An 18,946-nucleotide genomic window follows, 5' to 3' on the forward strand; every position below is an offset into this window, starting at 1 on the left:
CTAAGCTGGGCCGGTACGTCTTGACCACGTACGTGTTGAGTACACAGACCTCTGTCTGACGCAGAGCTGGCGCGACGGGACGACCACAGTCGTCCCGTGTCTTGCGCGAGCGGACAGCTCTCGGCGCCATCCGTGACGGATGCCGCTACCAGACAGCACAAAGGACCAAGCCGTGGCATCCACGGTGAACCAGCCGGACAGCCCCGCCACCAAGCGGCCCGGTTACGGACAACTTCTGCGCACACCCCGCGCCTGGACGTTCCTGCTGCCCGGGTTCGCGGCCCGGCAGCCCTTCGCGATGCTCACCATCGGCATCGTGCTGCTCGTCCAGAACACCACCGGCTCCTACGGCACGGCGGGCGCCGTCGCCGCGGTGACCGGTGTCTCCATGGCGATCTTCGCCCCGCAGAACGGCAAGCTCGCCGACCGTTTCGGACAGAGCGCCGTCCTGTTGCCGGGCGTCCTCGTGCACACGGCCTCCGTCATCCTGCTGACCGTGCTGGCCCTGTCGCACGCCCCCCTGTGGGCGCTGTTCGCGGCCGCCGTGCCGGCCGGCGCCTCGGTGCCGCAGATCGGACCGATGGTCCGGGCCCGCTGGGCGGCCAAGCTGGACGGTTCGCCCCTGATGTCGACCGCCGCGGCCTTCGAGTCCGTGACGGACGAGTTCACCTTCGTCATCGGCCCAGTGCTGGCCACCGCGCTGTGCACGGGAGTGCACCCGGCGGCCGGCCTGATCGCCGAGGCCACCCTCACCCTGGTCGGCGGCCTGTTCTTCGCCGCCCAGCGCAGCACCGCACCGGCGCCCAACAGGACCGTCGACGGCGTCCGCGCGAAGCACACCTCGGCGCTGACCATCCCGGGCGTCAGGGCGCTGGCCGTGGCCTTCCTCGGCATCGGCGCGGTCTTCGGCGGCATGCAGGTCGGCCTGACGTCCTTCACCGAGGAGATCGGCCGCCAGGGCATCGCGGGGCTGCTGTACGGCACCTTCGCGGCGGGCAACATGCTGGCCGGAGTCGTCTGCGGGGCCATCGCCTGGCGCCGCAGCCCGCAGGGCCGGCTGCTGATCGCGTACGCGGCGCTCGCACTGGCCTGCTCCGCGCTGTGGGCCGTGCACTCGGTGCCGCTGCTCGGCGCGCTCGGCCTGCTCATCGGGCTGTGCATCGCCCCCGCCCTGATCACCGGCTACACCCTGGTCGAATCCCTGGTGCCGGCCACCTCCCGCACCGAGGCCTTCACCTGGCTGACCGGCTCGGTCGCGCTCGGCCAGGCCATCGCGGTCACGGCCGCCGGCCAGCTGGCCGACCGGGTCAGCGCGAGCGCCGCCTTCGTGGTGCCGCTGGCCGGTACGGCGCTGGCTCTGGCCACCCTCGTGGCGCTGCGCAAGCGGCTCAAACCACGCTCCGAGGGACGGATCGTCCAGGGTTCGACACGTGGGATGAGTCACCGCGTGCCGGTCACGGTGGACTGACGCGGCGGAATGCTGCACTATTGAATGTCGTTAGCACTCATCGAGTGAGAGTGCCAGGAGGATCAAGTGCCGACGTACCAGTACCAGTGCACCGAGTGCGGCGAGGGCCTCGAGGCGGTGCAGAAGTTCAGCGATGACGCTCTGACCGTTTGCCCGACCTGCAGCGGACGCCTGCGCAAGATCTTCTCGGCGGTCGGGGTCGTGTTCAAGGGTTCCGGTTTCTACCGGACCGACAGCCGTGGCTCGTCCTCGGCGAGCACCCCCGCGGCCAAGAGCAGCTCGGATGCGAAGCCTTCGACGACGTCCGCGCCGTCCTCGGCATCGTCCGGCAGCTCCTCATCCGGTTCGAGCAGCTCTTCCAGCGGGTCTTCCGCAGCCTGATCGCTGTGCACGTGTGAGCCCGCGAGCGAGTCGCAAGGCTTACGCGTCGATGACGGACCCCGCCGATCCAGTCGGCGGGGTCCTCGTCGTATCCGGCCGCCGTTAGGGTGATCCGCATGGTGGAGATGAGCGGTGCGCGAGCCGATATCGGCGTCATTGGCGGGTCCGGTTTCTACTCGTTCCTCGAGGATGTGACCGAGATCACGGTCGAGACCCCCCACGGTCCGCCGAGCGACTCGCTCTTCCTCGGCGAAGTGGCCGGCCGGCGGGTGGCATTCCTGCCGCGGCACGGCCGCAAGCACCACTTGCCGCCGCACAAGATCAACTACCGGGCCAACCTGTGGGCGCTGCGCTCGGTCGGCGCGCGCCAGGTGCTCGGCCCGTGCGCGGTGGGCGGACTGCGCGCGGAGTTCGGCCCCGGCACCCTGCTGGTGCCCGACCAGCTCGTGGACCGCACGAAGTCCCGCGTCCAGACGTACTTCGACGGTGAGGTGCTGCCGGACGGCAGGCAGCCGAACGTCGTGCATGTCTCGCTGGCCGACCCGTACTGCCCGGTGGGCCGCCAGGTCGCGGTGGACACCGCGCGGGCGGGCGGCTGGGACGCGGTCGACGGCGGGACGCTGGTCGTCGTCGAGGGGCCCCGGTTCTCGACCCGGGCGGAGTCCCGGTGGCATGCGGCGCAGGGCTGGTCGGTGGTCGGCATGACCGGGCACCCCGAGGCGATCCTCGCGCGGGAACTCGGGCTCTGCTACACGTCCCTGACGCTGGTGACGGACCTGGACGCGGGCGCCGAGACGGGCGAGGGGGTCTCCCACGAGGAGGTCCTGGAGGTCTTCGCGGCGAACGTCGGCCGGATGCGGACCGTGCTGTTCGACGTGGTCGGCGGGCTGCCGCCGATCGCGGAGCGGAACTGCCTGTGCGTGGACCCGTGGGGCGGCCAGGACCCGGGGATCACGCTGCCGTAGGGCTGTGGAGCTGTGGGTGCGCGGGTTCGCGGATCTGCGGGTTCGGGATTTTCACCCGCGCGGGTGACGGAGTTTTCCACAACTGGTGAGTAATCCACAGGCCCGAGAGGGCCGTCAGCCGGGTGCGGGATCGTAGGGATCCCAGTCGCAGAGATCCCTAAGAGGCGGTGGTCGCCGTGCCCGCATTTCCCAATCCCTCTCCCTCTCCCGCCGCATCCCCTTCTCCTGCTCCCACTCCCCCGGATTCCTACGCGCTCCCGCGCTGCGTCGTGCCGTCCTTCCAGCCGATCCGGGCCGGTGGCGGGCGCGGGCGGATCCGGCTGTGGAGGCCGGTGCACCGCAGGCGCCGGGCCGTGGCCGCGGGGCTGGCGATGGCCGCCGCCGCGCTGGCGGCCTCCGCCCCGCGCGCGGACTCCCAGGCACCACGCGGTGAACCACACGTACCCCCGGCGGCGACTGCCGCACAGGACGCCCGGGGCGCGCGGGCCATAGCATCCGGTCGCGATGCGACAGCAGCTCAGGACGTGCGCGACGCCCCGGACACGGTGCGGGCGCCGGTGCGGATCGCGGACGCGGCGGCGGTGCGGCTGTTACGGCCCGGCGACCGGGTGGACGTGCTGGCCGCCGACCGGGTGGTGGCCGTTGCGGCGCCGGTGGTGTCCGTGCCGGCGGACGGCGGCGAGGCGGCCGGACGCATCGGTGAGGGCGCGCTGATCGTGCTGGCGGTGCCGCGCCGGACGGCTGCTGCGATCATCGGCGCGGCAGCGTCAACTCCCCTGGCGGTGACGCTGTGTTGACTCACTCTTTCGTGTGTACGGATTGGACACCTCACTCCCGGAATGCCATAGGTTGCGGGCCTTGCTGTGCCGTCACCTGTGTGCGGGGAAAGAGAGAATTCAATGAGCGACGAGAAGACCGGGGTCCTGGGCGGCTTCAAGGAATTCCTGATGCGCGGGAACGTGATCGACCTGGCCGTCGCCGTCGTCATCGGTGCCGCGTTCACCAGCGTCGTGAGCTCCGTGGTCAAGGGCGTCATCAATCCCCTGGTCGGTGCGTTCGGCACCAAGGATCTGGAGCACTACCGGTCGTGCCTCAAGGGCCCGTGCGTGGTGAACGACGCGGGCGACGCGGTGAGCGGTATTCCGATCCTGTGGGGCTCGGTGCTCAGCGCGGTCCTCACGTTCGTGATCACTGCCGCGGTGGTCTATTTCCTGATGGTGCTGCCGATGTCCCGCTACCTGGCGAAGAAGGCGGCGCGGGCCCGGCAGGAGGCCGTGGTGCACGCGGAGGCGGAGGCCGCCGAGGTGGCGCTGCTGCGCGAGATCCGCGACGTCATGGTGTCCCAGCGCAGCTGAGCCACCTGGATCAGATGTGGTGCGGGGGCTTCTCGTCGAGGAAGCGGGCGAGGTCGTCGTTCCCGCCGCCCGACGGGCGCTCGCCCCAGCCCCCGTCCGTGTCGTCGGACGACTGCCGGCTGAGCGGGTCGTCGAAGACCAGCGCGGCGGCGGGGTCGCGCCGCGGCTTCCCGGGCCGTGCTTCGGGCCGGGGGTCGGACTCGGGTGCGGGAGCGGTGCTCATGCCTCCAGGGTACGGCCGCGGGCCTGCCGGGCGGCTCCGCGTCCTCGCGCGCACCGGGCCGCCCCGCGCGGTCCTACGTCATCGGTCCTTCGGGCCGAGCAGCCAGATACCGGGCACCACCAGGAAGGACACCCCGAGGAAGCCGGCGCACCACCAGGCGATGGACGTGTCGCCCCGCATCCACTCATTGACGGCGATGGACAGCGCTCACAGCTGGCCGATGACGACCGTGATCGCCGGCGCCGGCCGGGCGGAGAGCTTGGCGGAGCGCTCCGGGTCCTGGTCGGTGCCGGCGCCGGGACCGGGGCCGGTGTGGCGCACCCGGGGGTCGCCGTAGCCGCTGGTCGGGCGGATCCGGGGGGAGCGCTCGCGCACCGGCCGGTTCAGCCGTGGCCGGTCGCTGCCGGGGTGGTAGGGCGCGTTGGCCACCTGATCGTTCCGCGAAGGTCACCGGCCGCGGCGGCCCAACGGCCCCCAAGCGTCAGCGGGGAGAAACCCCAAGCGCCGGTTTGGGACACCCCGCCAGCTATACCTGGGGCCATGGAACTCGACATCGACCGGCGTGACCCGGTGTACCGGAACTGGCTCAAGGACGCCGTCGGCAAGGTGCAGGCCGACGCCAACCGGTCCGCCGACACCCATCTGCTGTCGGTGCCGCTGCCGGCCGAGTGGGGCATCGACCTGTATCTGAAGGACGAGTCGACGCACCCGACCGGCTCGCTCAAGCACCGGCTGGCCCGCTCGCTGTTCCTGTACGGGCTGTGCAACGGCTGGATCCGCCCCGGGAAGCCGGTCATCGAGGCGTCCAGCGGCTCGACGGCGGTCTCCGAGGCGTACTTCGCGAAGCTGATCGGGGTGCCGTTCATCGCCGTGATGGCGAAGAGCACCGTGCGCTCCAAGATCGACCTGATCGAGTTCCACGGCGGCCGATGTCATCTCGTCGACGACCCCTGCGAGGTCTATGAGGTGGCGGTGCGGCTCGCGGCCGAATCGGGCGGCCACTACATGGACCAGTTCACGTACGCCGAGCGCGCCACCGACTGGCGCGGCAACAACAACATCGCCGACTCGATCTTCCGGCAGCTGGCGCTGGAGCGGCACCCCGTACCGGCCTGGATCGTCGCGACCGCCGGCACCGGCGGAACGTCCGCCACCATCGCCCGCTTCGTCCACTACACCCAGCAGGACACCGGGGTCTGTGTCGCCGACCCGGAGAACTCCGCGTTCTTCCCCAGCTGGCAGTCGGACGACCCGGACGTCGTCACCGACCGCGGCTCCCGCATCGAGGGCATCGGCCGCCAGCGGGTGGAGCCGAGCTTCGTCCCCGGGGCGATCGACCGCATGATGCGGGTGCCGGACGCCGCGTCCGTCGCCTGTATCCGCGTGCTGGAACGGCTGCTGGGACGCAAGGCCGGCGCCTCCACCGGCACCGGCCTGTGGGCCGCCTTCCGGATCATCTCCGACATGCGGGCGGCCGGCGAACAGGGCAGCGTGGTGGGGCTGTTGTGCGACCCCGGCGAGCGGTACCTGGAGAAGTACTACTCGGACGAGTGGCTGGCCGCGCAGGGCATCGACATCGCCCCGTTCACCGCGCGGATCGAGCACTTCCTCACGACGGGCGAACTCAGCACCGTCGCGCCCAGCACCGTCGCGCCCAGCACCGTCACGCCCGTCAGCGAGCACGCCGCGCAGGCCGTCTGACGCTCAGCGGGCCGGGGACCGGCGCCGTCAGGCCTCCGTGCGGAGCCGCACGGAGGCGAGCGGCACGAAGCCGGGGCCGGATCCCTCGGTGGAGGCGTCGGTCCCCGACAGCCGGCGCAGCATCGACAGGGCTATCCGTTCGCCCTGCGCCTTGGCGTGGTCCGCGTTGGGGCCCGCGTACAGCCCGTCGACGGAGGCGCGCCACAGCTGGACCCAGCGGCCGAAGTGCTCGGCGGTCATCGGCCGGGTGTCGTGCAGGGCGGCGTGCGGGGCGAAGGCGTTGCCGCTGTAGTCGGCCGTCCGGAGCAGGGCGCGTTCCCAGAAGTCGGTGATCCTGGGGAGGTGGTCCTCGAGGTCGAGGCCCGCGATCTCGGTGAAGTACGGGCCGATCAGCCGGTCGGCGAGCGCCGCCTCGTAGAAGCGGCGCAGCAGCGTGCCGAGGTCGGCGCGGTCGGCGATGTCGGGCTTGGCAGTGACCATGGTCCTTCCAGGGTCCGTGTGGGGCGGACCGGCCGCCAGGGCCGAAAGACCCGGATACGGCAGCGTGCCATGGTGTTCCTCGCGCGGGTTCTGCCGCAAGGTGGCCTCCATGAGCAACCCCGCCGGCGCCGCGTTCCGCCGTATGACCGCCCGCAGCCGTGACGAGGCGCACCGGGCCTCGACCCCGCTCGAGCTCTTTTTCGACCTCTGCTTCGTGGTCGCCGTCGCCCAGGCGGGCGCCCGGCTGGTGCACGCGCTGGCCGCGGGCCATCCCGGCAACGGGGTCGTCGGCTATCTGCTGGTGTTCTTCGGCATCTGGTGGGCCTGGATGAACTTCTCCTGGTTCGCTTCCGCCTACGACACGGACGACGTGCTGTACCGGATCACCACGCTGGTGCAGATCACCGGCGTCCTCATCTTCGCCGCCGGCGTGCCGCGCGCCTTCGACGACAACGACTGGACGATCTCGGTGATCGGCTACTCGGTGATGCGGCTGGCGCTGGCCTCGCAGTGGCTGCGGGCCGCGCGCGGTGAGACCGGTGACGCGCGCAGCTGCGCGCTGCGGTACGCGTTCGGCGTCACCGTCTGCCAGTTCGGGTGGATCGGGCTGCTCTTCCTGCCCGACGGTGCGAAGGTGTGGGCGTTCCTCGGCCTGATCGTCGTCGAGCTGTCGGTGCCGCTGTTCGCCGAGCGCCGCCACCAGACGCCCTGGCACCCGCAGCACATCGCCGAGCGGTACGGCCTGTTCACCATCATCGTGCTCGGCGAGTCGATCGCGGCGGCGACCGTCGCCGTGCAGTCCGCGCTCGACGAGCACGAGGCGGTGGCCGAGCTGCTGCCGATCGCGGGCGGCGGGCTGCTGATCGTCTTCGCGGCCTGGTGGATCTACTTCGCCGTGCCCATCGAGGAGCACCTGGTCTCCAACCGCGAGGCGATCCCCTGGGGTTACGGCCACTACATCGTGTTCGTCTCCGCCGCGGCGATCGGCGCCGGCCTCGAAGTGGCCGTGGAGCAGAGCGTCGGGAAGGCGGAGATCTCGGTACGGGCCGCCTCCGCCGCGGTGACCGTGCCGACCGCCGTCCTGTTCTTCACCGTCTGGCTGCTGCACTCCCGGCACTACAAGAGCGGCCTCGCCCAGCAACTCGTCCTGCCGGTCGCCTCGTTGCTGGTCCTGGCCTGCACGTTCGCCGGGGAATCGGCGGTGCTACTGGCCGGGGTGGTGTCGGCGCTGACCGTCGCGGTCGGGGTCACGCTGGCGCGTCGCAGTGTCTCCCCACAGGTCTGATCAAGGATGGGCAAAGTCCTTCCCACCGCATTCCCACGACCGTACGATCTGCCCCGACGACCAGCCTGACCAGGCAATACGGCGTTACGGCGGCGGGGCGCCACGGCGCCGCGGTGTCACGTCAAGGGGGAGCCGGAAATGATCAAGACGGATACGGCGGGCGGGCCGGGCCGCGGCAGAGCGATGCTGCTGAGCTGGGGCCCGACGGTGCTGTTCAGCATCATCCTGCCGTGGGTCACCTACGGGATGCTGACGGACCACGGTGTCGCGCAGGTTCCCGCACTGCTGATCATCTCCGGCTGGCCGGTGGTGGAGATGGTGGTGTACTTCGCGATCCACCGCCGCCTGGACGAGTTCAGCATCATGATCCTCGGAACGCTGCTGCTGAGCGCGGTCAGCGCGCTGGCCTACAACAGCACCAAGATGGTGTTCATCAAGGACTCGGCGCTGACCGGACTGCTCGGACTGGCCTTCCTGCTCAGCCTGTTCGCGAAGCGGCCGCTGATCTTCTACTTCGGCCGCAAGTTCGCGACCGACGGCACCGACGCGGGCGTCACGGCCTGGAACGGCCTGTGGGACAAGTACGCGGGCTTCCGCGCCACCCAGCGCATGCTGACGGTGGTGTGGGGCGTCACCTTCCTCGTGGAGTCCGGCATCCGCATCGCCCTGACGTACGTGCTCTCCACCGACACGATGGTGGGCGTCTCCGGCGTGCTGCCGTTCGTGTTCACCGCTGGGCTGGTCTTCTACACGATCCGCACCGGCAGGAAGGGCGAGGCCCGGCGGGTGGCCGCGGAAGCGGCGGAGGCCGCGGCGGCTCCGGCCGACGCCCCGGCGGCTCCGGCCGGCTCCGTCGGTCCGGCAGCTCCGGCAGCTCCGGCAGCTCCGGCCGAAGCCTGATGGCCCCGCCACGGGTCTCATCGCATGGGAGAATCGCGTCAGAGACCCGTGGCACCGAGCAGTGATCCGGCCGCGTACGTGACGGCCATCGCCGTCGCCCCGCCCGCCATGTTCCGCAGGACGGCGGGGCGGGCCGGCGCGCTGCCCAGCCGCGCGCTCTCCCACCCGCACAGCGCGAGCGCGATCAGCACCGCCACCACCGTGACGGACAGCCGCAGCGGCGGAGGCAGCAGCACGATCGCCAGCAGGGGCAGGAGCGCCCCCGCGGTGAACGCGGCGAAGCTCGCGGCCGCCGCGTGCCACGGGTTGGTCAGTTCGTCGGGGTTGATGCCGAGCTCGACCCGGGCGTGCGCGCCGAGGGCGTCGCGTTCGGTGAGCTGCTCCGCGACCTCGCGGGCGAGTTCCCGGGTCAGCCCGCGGTCCTCCAGCAGACCGGTGAGCTCGGCGAGTTCCGCCTTCGGCTCGGTGGCCAGCTCCTCGCGCTCCATGGCCAGGGCGGCCTGCTCGGAGTCGCGCTGGGTGCTGACCGAGACGTACTCCCCCGCCGCCATCGACAGGGATCCGGCCAGCAGTCCGGCCAGCCCGGCGGTCAGGATCGCCGAACGGGAGTCGGTGGCCCCGGCCACGCCGACGACCAGCCCGGCCGTCGACACGACTCCGTCGTTGGCGCCCAGCACCCCCGCCCGCAGCCAGTTCAGCCGGCTCGCGAGCCCGCCCGCGTGGTGCGGCTCACCGTGCTCCACCTCGCTGTGCTCCACCTCGCCCTGCTCCACGGGGCCGGCGCCGCCGTCCCGCTCACCGCTGTCCTCGCCGTTCTGCCCGCCGTCACTCATGCCGCGAGGGTCTCATTCCTGACCGCCCGCGGGCGGTCAGGCCGCGACCGGTGTCCTGGCGTCGTCCGGCACCGGCGGCGCCGCCTCGGGCGCGGCGGGCCTGCGCAGCCCCTTCAGCAGGACGACGAGGGCCGCGGTGACGACCGTGCCCGCCGCGACGGCGACCAGGTACAGCCACGGGTTGCCGATCAGCGGCACCACGAAGATGCCGCCGTGCGGGGCGCGCAGCGTGCAGCCGAAGGCCATCGACAGGGCGCCGGTGACCGCGCCGCCGACCATCGCCGACGGGATGACCCGTAGCGGGTCGGCCGCGGCGAACGGGATCGCGCCCTCGGTGATGAACGAAGCGCCGAGCACCCAGGCCGCCTTGCCGTTCTCGCGTTCCGTACGGGTGAAGAGCCGCCCCCGGACGGTCGTCGCCAGCGCCAGGCCCAGCGGCGGCACCATGCCCGCCGCCATCACGCACGCCATGACCTTGAGGCTGCCGTCGTTCGGGTCGGCCAGACCTCCCACGGCGAAGGCGTACGCGACCTTGTTCAGCGGACCACCCATGTCGAAGCACATCATCAGGCCGAGGACGACGCCGAGGATGATCGCGTTCGAGCCCGTCAGGCCGTTCAGCCAGTCGGTGAGCTGCTTCTGGAGCCAGGCGATCGGCTTGCCGACCACCAGGAACATCAGGAAGCCCACCACCGCCGAGGAGATCAGTGGGATCACCACGACCGGCATGATGCCGCGCAGCACCGGTGGGATCGCGATCCGCTGGATCGCCATGACGACGGTGCCCGCGAGCAGACCGGCCACCAGGCCGCCCAGGAAACCCGCGTTGATCGTCAGCGCGATGGCACCGCCGACGATGCCGGGGACCAGCCCCGGCCGGTCCACCATCCCGAACGCGATGTATCCGGCCAGGATCGGGACGAGGAACGTGAACGCGGTGTCGCCGATCTGGAAGAGCAGCGCCGCCCAGCTCGCGCCCTCGTTCCAGAGGAAGTGATCGGTGACGGAGGGCGCGGCGTTGATCTCGTAGCCGCCGATCGCGAAGGCGAGCGCGATCAGCAGCCCGCCGGCGGCGACGAACGGCACCATGTAACTGACGCCGGTCATCAGCCACTTGCGCAGCCGCGTGCCGAAGCCTTCGGCGGACTCGTCGGGTTCGCCGGCCGTTCCGAACGGCGCATCGCTGCCGTCGGCGCCCGCCGGGTGTGCCGCGGCCGTCACCTCGCCGCGTTCCGCCCTGCCGCGCGCCTCGGCGATGAGCTCCGGTGCGCGGCTGATACCCGCCTTCACCCCGACGTCCACCGTCGGCTTCCCCGCGAAGCGCTCCTTGTCGCGGACCTCCACGTCATGGGCGAGGATCACCGCGTCCGCGGCCTCGATCGCCGCCTTCGGCAACTTCTTGAAGCCGGCCGAGCCTTGGGTCTCCACGGTGATCTGCACACCGGCGTCCCGGGCGGCGTTCTCCAGGGACTCCGCCGCCATGTACGTGTGCGCGATGTCCGTCGGGCACGACGTCACCGCCACGACGCGGAACGGCCGCTCCTGCGGAACGCCTTCGGCTGCGGTTTCCGGTGCGGCTTCCGATGCGGTGACGGCCTGGGTGGCCGGGGTGGCCGGCGGTATGACCTCCGGCTCCGCGGTCGCGGGCTCCGCTACCGGCCCGCCCGCGATCAGGGCCGCGGCCGTCGCCGGGTCTTCGGCCGTGCGCAGGGCCGCGGTGAACTCCGGGTCCATGAGGCGGCGGGCGAGGGCCGACAGGATCGTCAGGTGGTCGGTGTCGGCACCGGCCGGTGCCGCGATGAGGAAGACGAGGTCGGCCGGGCCGTCCGGGGCGCCGAAGTCGATACGGGTGGCGCTGCGGCCGAACGCGAGGGTCGGCTCGGCGACATGCGCGCTGCGGCAGTGCGGGATCCCGATGCCGCCGTCGAGACCGGTCGGCATCTGGGCCTCGCGCGCGGCCACATCCGCGAGGAACCCCTCCAGATCGGTGACGCGTCCGGCGGCCACCATCCGCTCGGCGAGCGAACGTGCCGCCGCTTCCTTGCTGTCGGCGGCCAGGTCGAGATCGACCAGCTCCGCGGTGATCATGGCACTCATCGCGCGGCTCCATTGCTCGCGTCCCCGCCCGGCGGGCGGAACGGACTGTGGGTGGAACGGGGTGCTGCGGCCACCGGGCAGGTCGGCTGCCCGGCGCCCGTCATACGGACGCCCGTTATGAAGGCGTCCGTAATGCCGGCGCCCCTCATGCCGGTTCCCGCAGCAGCCGGGAGAGGGGAACGTCCGCGGTCACGGTGACCGCCGACGGGTCGAGATCCGCCGGCGCCGGCATGACGCTGCCCGGCAGCTGCACGGCGGCCGCCCCATGGGCGACGGCCGAGGCGAGGGCCGCCTCCCCGTCGCCGCCCGCGCCGAGGAACCCCGCCAACGAGGCGTCCCCGGCCCCGACGTTGCTGCGGACCACCGCGACCCGCGCCTGCCCGAAGTACGTACCGGAGTCGTCGACGAGCAGCTGGCCGTCCGCGCCGAGGCTGGCCAGCACCGCCCGCGCGCCCAGGGCGCGCAGTTCTCCCGCCGCCTTCACCACGTCGCCGACCGTCGTGAGCGGCCGGCCGACGGCCGCGGCCAGTTCCTCCGCGTTGGGCTTGACGACATCGGGGCGCATCGCGAGCGCGGCGAGCAGCGAGGGACCCGAGGTGTCGAGGGCGACGCGGGCGCCGGCCCGGTGCGCGCGGGCGACGAGTTCGGCGTACCACTCGGGCGGCAGCCCGCGCGGGAGGCTGCCGCAGCAGGCGATCCAGCGGGCGTCGGCGGACCGGGTGCCGACCGCGTCGAGCAGTGCCTCCGACTCGGCGGCGGTGAGCGTGGGTCCGGCCGCGTTGAGCTTGGTCAGGGTCCCGTCCGGCTCGGCGACCGAGACGTTGACCCGGGTCGAGCCGGCGATGCCGACTCCCGCGACCTCGATGCCCTGCTCCCCCAACAGCCGGCCGAGCAGCGCACCTTCGGGACCGCCGATCGGCAGCACGGCGACCGTGCGCCGCCCGGCGGCGGCCACCGCGCGCGAGACGTTGACGCCCTTGCCGCCGGGGTCGACCCGGTCGGCGGTGGCCCGCAGCACGGCCCCGCGCTCGAGCGCGGGGATCTCGTACGTACGGTCCAGGCTCGGATTCGGCGTGACGGTGACGATCATGCGCGTACTACTTCCGTGCCCGCGCTCTCGATCGCGCGGGCTGCTTCGGGGCTGAGTCCCTGGTCGGTGATGAGCAGGTCGACATGGGAGAGGTCTCCGAAGCGTGCGAAGTTCCGCTGTCCGTACTTCGAGGAGTCGGCGAGCAGCACGACGCGCCGCGCGGCGGCGATCATCGCCCGCTTCACGGCGGCTTCGGCGAGGTCGGGGGTGGTGAGCCCGCCCTCGGCGGAGAAGCCGTTCGCGGCGAGGAACAGCACGTCGGCGTGGATCTCGCTGTAGGCGCGCAGCGCCCACGCGTCCACCGCGGCGCGGGTGCGGTGCCGGAGCCGGCCGCCGACGAGGTGCAGGGTGAGGTCCGGGTACTCCGACAGGCGCGCGGCGATCGGCAGGGCGTGCGTCACGACGGTGAGCCGTGAGTCGAGCGGGAGGACGGCGGCGAGCCGGGCCGCGGTGCTGCCCGCGTCCATGACGACGCTGCCCTCGGCGGGCAGTTCGGCCAGCGCGGCGCGCGCGATCCGGTCCTTCTCGTCGGCCGCCGTCGCCTCGCGCTCGGCGAGGTCGGGCTCGAAGTCGAGGCGCCCGGCCGGTATGGCCCCGCCGTGCACGCGCTGGATCAGTCCGGCCCGGTCGAGTGCCTTGAGATCGCGGCGGATCGTCTCCGGCGTGACGTCGAACTCCTCGGCCAGCGAGGGGACGTCGACGCTTCCGAGATCGCGGGCCCGCCGCAGGATCTCTTGCTGCCGCTCCGGGGCGTACATGTGGTTTTGCCTCCGCCTCATGCCCGAGTGTGTTGCTATGCCGTCACCGTACGCACGGTTCGACCGAAAGTAAAAACAAACAGGCATGCGGCGGATTCATTCGGACATAGGCGGGACGTCATGGCCAGGAAGGGGGCGATGGATCCCGGACCGGGTCCGGACATGGCCGAACCCCGGCGCGGGGGGGGGTTGCGCCGAGGTTCGGGTTCAGGGGCGGCGGGGACGGACCCCGCCGCGGGTCAGGCGGCCTCGTACTCCAGGCCCGTGTCGCGGGCCATGCGCTTGAGGTCTGCCAGGGCGTGCTTCTCGATCTGCCGGATGCGCTCACGCGTCAGGCCGTGCTGCTTGCCGACCTCGGTCAGCGTCCGCTCGCGGCCGTCCTCGATACCGTACCGGGACCGGATGATCGAAGCCGTGCGTTCGTCGAGTCGGCCGATGAGCTCTTCGAGCTCCTCTCGGCGCAGCATGACGAGGACGGACTGCTCGGGAGAGGCGGCGGCGCCGTCCTCCACGAGATCCCCGAACTCGGTCTCGCCGTCCGCGTCCACGGACATGTTCAGGCTGACCGGGTCACGGGCCCAGTCGAGCACGTCATGCACGCGGGACGGCGTCGAGTCCAGCTCGGCGGCGATCTCCTCGTGCTCCGGGTCGCGCCCGTGCTCACGGTTGAACTCCCGCTGCACACGCCGGATCCGGCCCAGCTCCTCCACCAGGTGGACGGGGAGCCGGATGGTGCGGGACTGGTCGGCGATGGAGCGCGTGATGGCCTGGCGGATCCACCAGGTCGCGTACGTGGAGAACTTGAAGCCCTTGGCGTAGTCGAACTTCTCGACGGCGCGCACCAGGCCCGCGTTCCCCTCCTGGATGAGGTCGAGCAGCGGAAGACCGCTGCGCGGGTAGCGGCGGGCGACCGCTACGACGAGGCGCAGATTGGAGCGGATGAAGACGTCCTTGGCGCGGTCGCCGATGGCGACCAGCGCCTCCAGCTCCTCGCGATCGGCACCAGCCCCGGCACCTTCGACGAGCTGGGAGTCACCGGAGAGTATGCGCTCGGCGTAGACGCCGGCCTCGATCTCCCGGGACAGTTCGACTTCCTGCGCAGCGTCGAGCAGCGGCGTACGAGCGATCTCGTCGAGGTACATACCGACGAGGTCGCGGTCTGCGGCTTCCCCGCCAACGGCGCGGACGCTGCTGCTCCCGCCTGCGGAACGACGGGCGACGGCACGGGTTGCCATGCGTGCTCCCTTGCGAAGGTTCGGTCGGGTGTCGGTTGGAGCGGGACTCTTGATGCTGCCCTTCGGCTGCCCGCTCTGATCTGGATAACGACTGGAATCCGGACACAATTCCCCTGTCGATCACTGATTTTCGCGATCTTGCAGTATCCTGTGCCGCCACACAGCGAGGCGCAGCGCTGTGGGTGGCCGGGAAGCCCAGGTCAGGGCCGGTCGCGGGGCGATCCGGGGCCTTGGCGGACTTCCACGGCCGCTGTGCCCGTGAGACGCCGCTCACATCCGTGGCCCGTGACCGGCATCCGGTGTCGGCATCCACTGGCACCGTCCGCCGTCACTGTCCGCTGTCGGGTCCCGCGCCCGGGCTTCGCCGCCCGTGGCTGCTCTCCTACCCACAAGACGGCCCGTACCGCATATTGGTTGCCCAAACAGGCGAAGAAGCCCTGAATGACCCTGGTCCCCGGGACCTAGGTCCCCAGCCCGTTACGCCCCAATGGCACCCCGGCCTACCGTCGGCCCCATGGAACCCAGGCGTACGACCGACACGACCGGCGTCCTCGACGAGGCCCTCCAGCGACTGCACTCCACCGGCCCGGAATTCAACGGCTGGCTGACGAACCACGGCCCGATGGCCGTCGAGGCCCTGGTCCGGGGCGGCCACGCCGCCGAGGTCCACCGCTGGCTGGACTACTACCGCACCAAACTGGAGGATCCGCCGCGCCCCACCGAGCCGATCACCGCCGGCGGCTGGCAGGAGGCGCTCGGCGATCCGCGCAGGACCGCCGACTGGACGGAGTACTTCGTCCGCGAGACGAGCGAACGCCCGTGGCGCGACGTGCTGGCGCAGTGGTGGCCGCGGCTGCTTCCCGGGATCGCCGCCGGCGCCACCCATCCGGTGATCCGCGTCGGTCACGCCGTCCGCACCCTGCTCGCCGATGAGGCGGACAGGTCAGGCGCGGCAGGCAGGCCAGGCGGGGCAGGCGGGTCAGGCGGGTCAGGCGGGTCAGGCAGCAACGGGCAAGCGGTCGCGGCCGACGGCCCCCGGCTCGCCGAACTCGCCCACGGGCTCGGTTATTGGGCGGCCCGCAGCCTCCCGACACCCGGCCTCGCGCCGCTGTCCGGCACGGCCGCCCCGGCCGAGGCCCTGGACGGCGTCCCGCCGATAGCCGGCCAGGGGTCGGGGTACCGGGACGGCATCGCCCTGCTCGCCGACACCCCTGGCTGGACGGCGGCCAGCGCCTCGCTCCGCGCGCCCGCCACCCCGGACGAGGCCCGGGACCTGCTCGCCGAGCTGGTCAGGGCGGCCACGTACCGCTACGCCGCCTACGGCCACCAGAACCCGGTCATGCTGGTGCACGCCGCGACAGCGCCCAACGCCGTGCTGCGCACCCTCCCCGCGCTGCCGTCCGAACTGTGGGTGCCGAGCCTGGGCGCGGCCTGGGCGGCCGGCGCGGCCGTGACCGCGCTCTACTCGCCCACCGCGCCCACTCCCGCCGCCGGACTGCCCGAGCCCCCGGCCGGATCCGTGGCCGAGGCCTCCGAGGAACTCTTCGCGCGGGCGGTCCGGCACGGCGACGAGCACACGGTGAAGTTCGCCGACACCGCACTCGACGTGGCCGCCGCCACCGGCAGTACGGTCGCTCTCGTGGCAGCCGTCCGGGCGACCGAGCTGATCGAGCCCGCCCTGTAACGGACCCCACGACCCCAGGACCCCATGCGCGGGCATGGCGGGGGTTCTCCGGAGTCCACTCCGGGCGCCCCCGCCTTTCGTTTACGCTCGACGGCGCCCAGCTCTCGCGCCCGATCAGCTGAACGGAAGCCACCCACCATGCTCGTACGCCGCCTCCTGATCGGATCGGCCGTCCTGGCCGGCACCGTCACCCTCGCCGCCTGCGGTTCCGGGGACGGCGGCGGCACGAAGCCCACTTCTCCCGCCTCCACCCCGGCCTCCGCCACCGCCGCCGCTCCCGTTCCCGTCACCGGCGGCGCGCCCTGGCCCGCGCCCGCGGACGCCTCCGCCCGCGCCAAGGTGGCCGGACTGCCGATGCTGGGCGCCGAGGGCCAGGTGCTGCACATCCACAGCCACGTGGACGTACTGGTCAACGGCAGGTCCCTGGTGGTGCCCGCCGACATCGGCATCGACCTGGAGCAGCAGAAGATCAGCCCACTGCACACCCACGACACGACCGGCATCGTCCACATCGAGTCGCCGGTGCAGGCCGACTTCACCCTCGGCCAGTTCATGACCGAGTGGAACGTGCCGCTCACCAAGGACCGGCTCGGCCCTCTGAGGACCGGCGGCGGCAAGGAGCTGCACGTCTACGTCAACGGCAAGGAGCAGAGCGGCGATCCGGCCGCCGTCAAGCTCACCGCGCACGCGGAGATCGCCATCGTCTACGGCAAGCCCGGCACGGAGGTGCCGTCGGCCTACGCCTTCCCCGCGGGCGTCTGACCGTCGGAGAACCCTTGACGGCGCCCCTTTGACGGCGACCGTTCGACAGCCGACACAGGAAGGGCCCCGCCTCCGGTTGTCCGGAGACGGGGCCCTTCCTGGTTCCGCGTACTGACTTACTGCGTACTACTGACTACTGCTGACCACGGGTGTGGATCCTGATCAGTGAACGATGACCGGGATCGGCAGGCCCTCGGCCATCTCGTCCTCCAGGCTCTGGCCCGAGACCTCGCTGCCGGGGACGCCCGTGTTGATGAACGTCGCCGCGATGAGGGCCGCGAGCACCAGTGCGCCGAAGGCCCACCAGATCGCCGTGGAGAAGCCGTGCACGGCCGCCTCGTTCGCGAAGCCCACCTTGCCGAGCTTCCCGGCGGAGGCCAGGTTGGACGCGGCCCACGTGGTGGTGGCGCTGGCGGCGATGGTGTTCAGCAGCGCGGTGCCGATGGAGCCACCGACCTGCTGCGAGGTGTTGACCATCGCGGAAGCGATTCCGGAGTCGCGCGGCTGGACGCCGTGCGTCGCCAGGCTCATGGCCGGCATGAAGGCCGAACCCATGCCGAGACCCATCAGGACCAGGCCCGGCAGAACGATGCCCGCGTAGTTCGGGGTGGTCGAGATCTGGGTGAGGATCAGCATGCCGACGGAGGCGACCAGGAAGCCCGGTGCCATCAGCATGCGTGGCGGCACACGGAGCATGAGCCGGGTGCCGACCTGCGTGGAACCGACGATCATGCCCGCGACCATGGGCAGGAACGCGAACCCGGACTTCATCGCCGAGTAGCCCAGGATGTTCTGCAGGTAGAACGTCAGGAACAGGAACAGACCGAACATGCCGATGATCGCGATACCGAGCGACAGGTAGACGCCGCCACGGTTGCGGTCGGAGATGACGCGCAGCGGGAGCAGTGGCGCCTTCGCGCGGCTCTCGTAGAACACGAACGCCGCGAGCAGCACGACGGACGCGATCAGCAGGGCGATCGTCTTGGTGGAGCTCCAGCCGTCCTCGGCCGCGACGGTGAAGCCGTAGACCAGGGAGACCAGACCCAGGGTGGAAAGGATCACGCCGGGGATGTCGAGGCGGTTCGGGTTACGCGAACCGGCCGGCTCGTGCACCACCAGGTAGGCGCCGATGGCGGCGACGACCGCGAAGGCGATGTTGACGAAGAGCGTCCAGCGCCAGTTCAGGAACTCGGTGAGGACACCGCCGAGGATCAGACCCACAGCGGCACCGGCACCGGCGATGGCACCGTAGACACCGAACGCCTTGGCACGTTCCTTGGCATCGGTGAACAGCACCGCGAGCAGCGACAGGGCGGCCGGCGCGAGCAGTGCGCCGAACGCACCCTGCAGGGCGCGGGCGCCGAGCAGCATGCCGGTGTTGACGGCCGCGCCACCGATCGCGGAGGCGGCGGCGAAGCCGAGCAGACCGACGATGAAGGCGTTCTTACGGCCGAACAGGTCGGAGATACGGCCACCGAAGAGCAGCAGTCCACCGAACGCGAGGCTGTAGGCCGTGATGACCCACTGCTTGTTGGCGTCGGAGATGCCGAGGTCCGTCTGGGCGGAGGGAAGGGCGATGTTCACGATGGTCGCGTCGAGCACGACCATCAGCTGAGCGATCGCGATGAATATGAGTGCTTTCCAGCGCCGGGGATCCGGCTGCAGTGTCTTGTCGGGCATAGCAGGCATAGCTGTACTCACTAAGGGTGCGGAGGGGCAGGAAATGGGG

Annotated in this window: 18 protein-coding genes and 1 pseudogene; 10 read left to right on the top strand and 9 right to left on the bottom strand. The window is 71.5% G+C overall.

Going from position 1 to position 18,946, the window contains the following annotated elements:
- Positions 1-172: 172 nt before the first annotated feature.
- The 5 genes from C8250_RS19610 (at position 173) to mscL (ending at position 4,169) form a co-directional block, all read left to right on the top strand.
- The gene (locus tag C8250_RS19610) at positions 173-1,468 is read left to right on the top strand and encodes an MFS transporter (RefSeq protein ID WP_244809209.1); all 1,296 of its coding nucleotides are present in this window, start codon (positions 173-175) and stop codon (positions 1,466-1,468) included.
- Between the two features lie 66 nt (positions 1,469-1,534).
- Positions 1,535-1,849: an FmdB family zinc ribbon protein gene (locus C8250_RS19615; protein ID WP_138354742.1), complete on the top strand. Its 315-nt coding sequence runs from the start codon at positions 1,535-1,537 to the stop codon at positions 1,847-1,849.
- A gap of 116 nt (positions 1,850-1,965) precedes the next feature.
- The gene (locus C8250_RS19620; protein WP_138354743.1) at positions 1,966-2,814 is read left to right on the top strand and encodes an S-methyl-5'-thioadenosine phosphorylase; all 849 of its coding nucleotides are present in this window, start codon (positions 1,966-1,968) and stop codon (positions 2,812-2,814) included.
- 332 nt (positions 2,815-3,146) lie between these two features.
- The gene (locus tag C8250_RS19625) at positions 3,147-3,611 is read left to right on the top strand and encodes a hypothetical protein (protein ID WP_307811553.1); all 465 of its coding nucleotides are present in this window, start codon (positions 3,147-3,149) and stop codon (positions 3,609-3,611) included.
- A 102-nt stretch (positions 3,612-3,713) separates the two neighbouring features.
- A complete protein-coding gene (gene mscL / locus C8250_RS19630; RefSeq protein WP_138354745.1) occupies positions 3,714-4,169 on the top strand; it encodes a large conductance mechanosensitive channel protein MscL in 456 nt (151 codons plus the stop codon).
- Positions 4,170-4,179: 10 nt separating this feature from the next.
- Here the strand turns inward: mscL and C8250_RS19635 are convergent, their stop codons facing one another.
- Together C8250_RS19635 and C8250_RS19640 are read right to left on the bottom strand one after the other, a co-directional pair.
- On the bottom strand, positions 4,180-4,392 hold the full coding sequence (locus C8250_RS19635; protein ID WP_138354746.1) for a hypothetical protein: 213 nt from the start codon (positions 4,390-4,392) through the stop codon (positions 4,180-4,182).
- Between the two features lie 78 nt (positions 4,393-4,470).
- A pseudogene (locus C8250_RS19640) lies at positions 4,471-4,821 on the bottom strand (hypothetical protein).
- 111 nt (positions 4,822-4,932) lie between these two features.
- Between C8250_RS19640 and C8250_RS19645 the strand changes: the two are divergent.
- On the top strand, positions 4,933-6,093 hold the full coding sequence (locus C8250_RS19645; RefSeq protein ID WP_138354747.1) for a PLP-dependent cysteine synthase family protein: 1,161 nt from the start codon (positions 4,933-4,935) through the stop codon (positions 6,091-6,093).
- A 27-nt stretch (positions 6,094-6,120) separates the two neighbouring features.
- On the opposite strand, the gene C8250_RS19650 is transcribed toward C8250_RS19645, so the two are convergent.
- The gene (locus C8250_RS19650) at positions 6,121-6,573 is read right to left on the bottom strand and encodes a group III truncated hemoglobin (protein ID WP_138354748.1); all 453 of its coding nucleotides are present in this window, start codon (positions 6,571-6,573) and stop codon (positions 6,121-6,123) included.
- Between the two features lie 109 nt (positions 6,574-6,682).
- Between C8250_RS19650 and C8250_RS19655 the strand changes: the two genes are divergently transcribed.
- Positions 6,683-7,858 (top strand): low temperature requirement protein A, encoded by a 1,176-nt coding sequence (locus tag C8250_RS19655; RefSeq protein WP_138354749.1) that lies wholly within the window; start codon positions 6,683-6,685, stop codon positions 7,856-7,858.
- A gap of 138 nt (positions 7,859-7,996) precedes the next feature.
- Entirely contained in the window at positions 7,997-8,758 is a 762-nt protein-coding gene (locus C8250_RS19660; protein WP_138354750.1) for a VC0807 family protein, read from the top strand.
- Between the two features lie 38 nt (positions 8,759-8,796).
- Here C8250_RS19660 and C8250_RS19665 read toward each other — a convergent pair whose 3' ends face one another.
- The 5 genes from C8250_RS19665 to C8250_RS19685 all read right to left on the bottom strand — a co-directional run bounded on the left by C8250_RS19665 (position 8,797) and on the right by C8250_RS19685 (position 14,771).
- Positions 8,797-9,591 carry a VIT family protein gene (locus C8250_RS19665; RefSeq protein WP_138354751.1) on the bottom strand — a complete coding sequence of 265 codons (795 nt, stop codon included), beginning with the start codon at positions 9,589-9,591 and terminating at the stop codon, positions 8,797-8,799.
- Between the two features lie 36 nt (positions 9,592-9,627).
- Positions 9,628-11,688: a fructose-specific PTS transporter subunit EIIC gene (locus C8250_RS19670; protein WP_138354752.1), complete on the bottom strand. Its 2,061-nt coding sequence runs from the start codon at positions 11,686-11,688 to the stop codon at positions 9,628-9,630.
- Between the two features lie 145 nt (positions 11,689-11,833).
- Positions 11,834-12,778, bottom strand: a complete 945-nt coding sequence (gene pfkB, locus C8250_RS19675; protein WP_138354753.1) for a 1-phosphofructokinase — start codon at positions 12,776-12,778, stop codon at positions 11,834-11,836.
- Complete coding sequence (locus tag C8250_RS19680; RefSeq protein ID WP_138354773.1) at positions 12,775-13,536, bottom strand: DeoR/GlpR family DNA-binding transcription regulator; 762 nt, start codon at positions 13,534-13,536, stop codon at positions 12,775-12,777. The genes pfkB and C8250_RS19680 overlap by 4 nt, the downstream gene beginning before the upstream one ends.
- 239 nt (positions 13,537-13,775) lie before the next feature.
- Positions 13,776-14,771: a sigma-70 family RNA polymerase sigma factor gene (locus tag C8250_RS19685; RefSeq protein WP_138354754.1), complete on the bottom strand. Its 996-nt coding sequence runs from the start codon at positions 14,769-14,771 to the stop codon at positions 13,776-13,778.
- A gap of 514 nt (positions 14,772-15,285) precedes the next feature.
- Here C8250_RS19685 and C8250_RS19690 point away from each other — a divergent pair.
- Positions 15,286-16,455 carry a questin oxidase family protein gene (locus C8250_RS19690; protein WP_138354755.1) on the top strand — a complete coding sequence of 390 codons (1,170 nt, stop codon included), beginning with the start codon at positions 15,286-15,288 and terminating at the stop codon, positions 16,453-16,455.
- 138 nt (positions 16,456-16,593) lie between these two features.
- Positions 16,594-17,217 (top strand): hypothetical protein, encoded by a 624-nt coding sequence (locus C8250_RS19695; protein ID WP_164294369.1) that lies wholly within the window; start codon positions 16,594-16,596, stop codon positions 17,215-17,217.
- Positions 17,218-17,379: 162 nt separating this feature from the next.
- Here the strand turns inward: C8250_RS19695 and C8250_RS19700 are convergent, their stop codons facing one another.
- Complete coding sequence (locus tag C8250_RS19700; protein WP_138354757.1) at positions 17,380-18,906, bottom strand: MFS transporter; 1,527 nt, start codon at positions 18,904-18,906, stop codon at positions 17,380-17,382.
- Positions 18,907-18,946 lie beyond the last annotated feature (40 nt).

This window comes from Streptomyces sp. So13.3, assembly GCF_005860785.2.
Classification (GTDB): Bacteria; Actinomycetota; Actinomycetes; order Streptomycetales; family Streptomycetaceae; genus Actinacidiphila; species Actinacidiphila fildesensis.

What these genes read in the sequence shown, in the direction of transcription:
- C8250_RS19620 (WP_138354743.1), top strand. Translation starts at nt 1,966, where the DNA reads ATGGTGGAGATGAGCGGTGCGCGAGCCGATATCGGCGTCATTGGCGGG.
- mscL (WP_138354745.1), top strand. Translation starts at nt 3,714, where the DNA reads ATGAGCGACGAGAAGACCGGGGTCCTGGGCGGCTTCAAGGAATTCCTG.
- C8250_RS19635 (WP_138354746.1), bottom strand. Translation starts at nt 4,392, where the DNA reads ATGAGCACCGCTCCCGCACCCGAGTCCGACCCCCGGCCCGAAGCACGG.
- C8250_RS19645 (WP_138354747.1), top strand. Translation starts at nt 4,933, where the DNA reads ATGGAACTCGACATCGACCGGCGTGACCCGGTGTACCGGAACTGGCTC.
- C8250_RS19650 (WP_138354748.1), bottom strand. Translation starts at nt 6,573, where the DNA reads ATGGTCACTGCCAAGCCCGACATCGCCGACCGCGCCGACCTCGGCACG.
- C8250_RS19655 (WP_138354749.1), top strand. Translation starts at nt 6,683, where the DNA reads ATGAGCAACCCCGCCGGCGCCGCGTTCCGCCGTATGACCGCCCGCAGC.
- C8250_RS19660 (WP_138354750.1), top strand. Translation starts at nt 7,997, where the DNA reads ATGATCAAGACGGATACGGCGGGCGGGCCGGGCCGCGGCAGAGCGATG.
- C8250_RS19665 (WP_138354751.1), bottom strand. Translation starts at nt 9,591, where the DNA reads ATGAGTGACGGCGGGCAGAACGGCGAGGACAGCGGTGAGCGGGACGGC.
- C8250_RS19670 (WP_138354752.1), bottom strand. Translation starts at nt 11,688, where the DNA reads ATGAGTGCCATGATCACCGCGGAGCTGGTCGATCTCGACCTGGCCGCC.
- pfkB (WP_138354753.1), bottom strand. Translation starts at nt 12,778, where the DNA reads ATGATCGTCACCGTCACGCCGAATCCGAGCCTGGACCGTACGTACGAG.
- C8250_RS19680 (WP_138354773.1), bottom strand. Translation starts at nt 13,536, where the DNA reads ATGTACGCCCCGGAGCGGCAGCAAGAGATCCTGCGGCGGGCCCGCGAT.
- C8250_RS19685 (WP_138354754.1), bottom strand. Translation starts at nt 14,771, where the DNA reads ATGGCAACCCGTGCCGTCGCCCGTCGTTCCGCAGGCGGGAGCAGCAGC.
- C8250_RS19690 (WP_138354755.1), top strand. Translation starts at nt 15,286, where the DNA reads ATGGAACCCAGGCGTACGACCGACACGACCGGCGTCCTCGACGAGGCC.
- C8250_RS19695 (WP_164294369.1), top strand. Translation starts at nt 16,594, where the DNA reads ATGCTCGTACGCCGCCTCCTGATCGGATCGGCCGTCCTGGCCGGCACC.
- C8250_RS19700 (WP_138354757.1), bottom strand. Translation starts at nt 18,906, where the DNA reads ATGCCTGCTATGCCCGACAAGACACTGCAGCCGGATCCCCGGCGCTGG.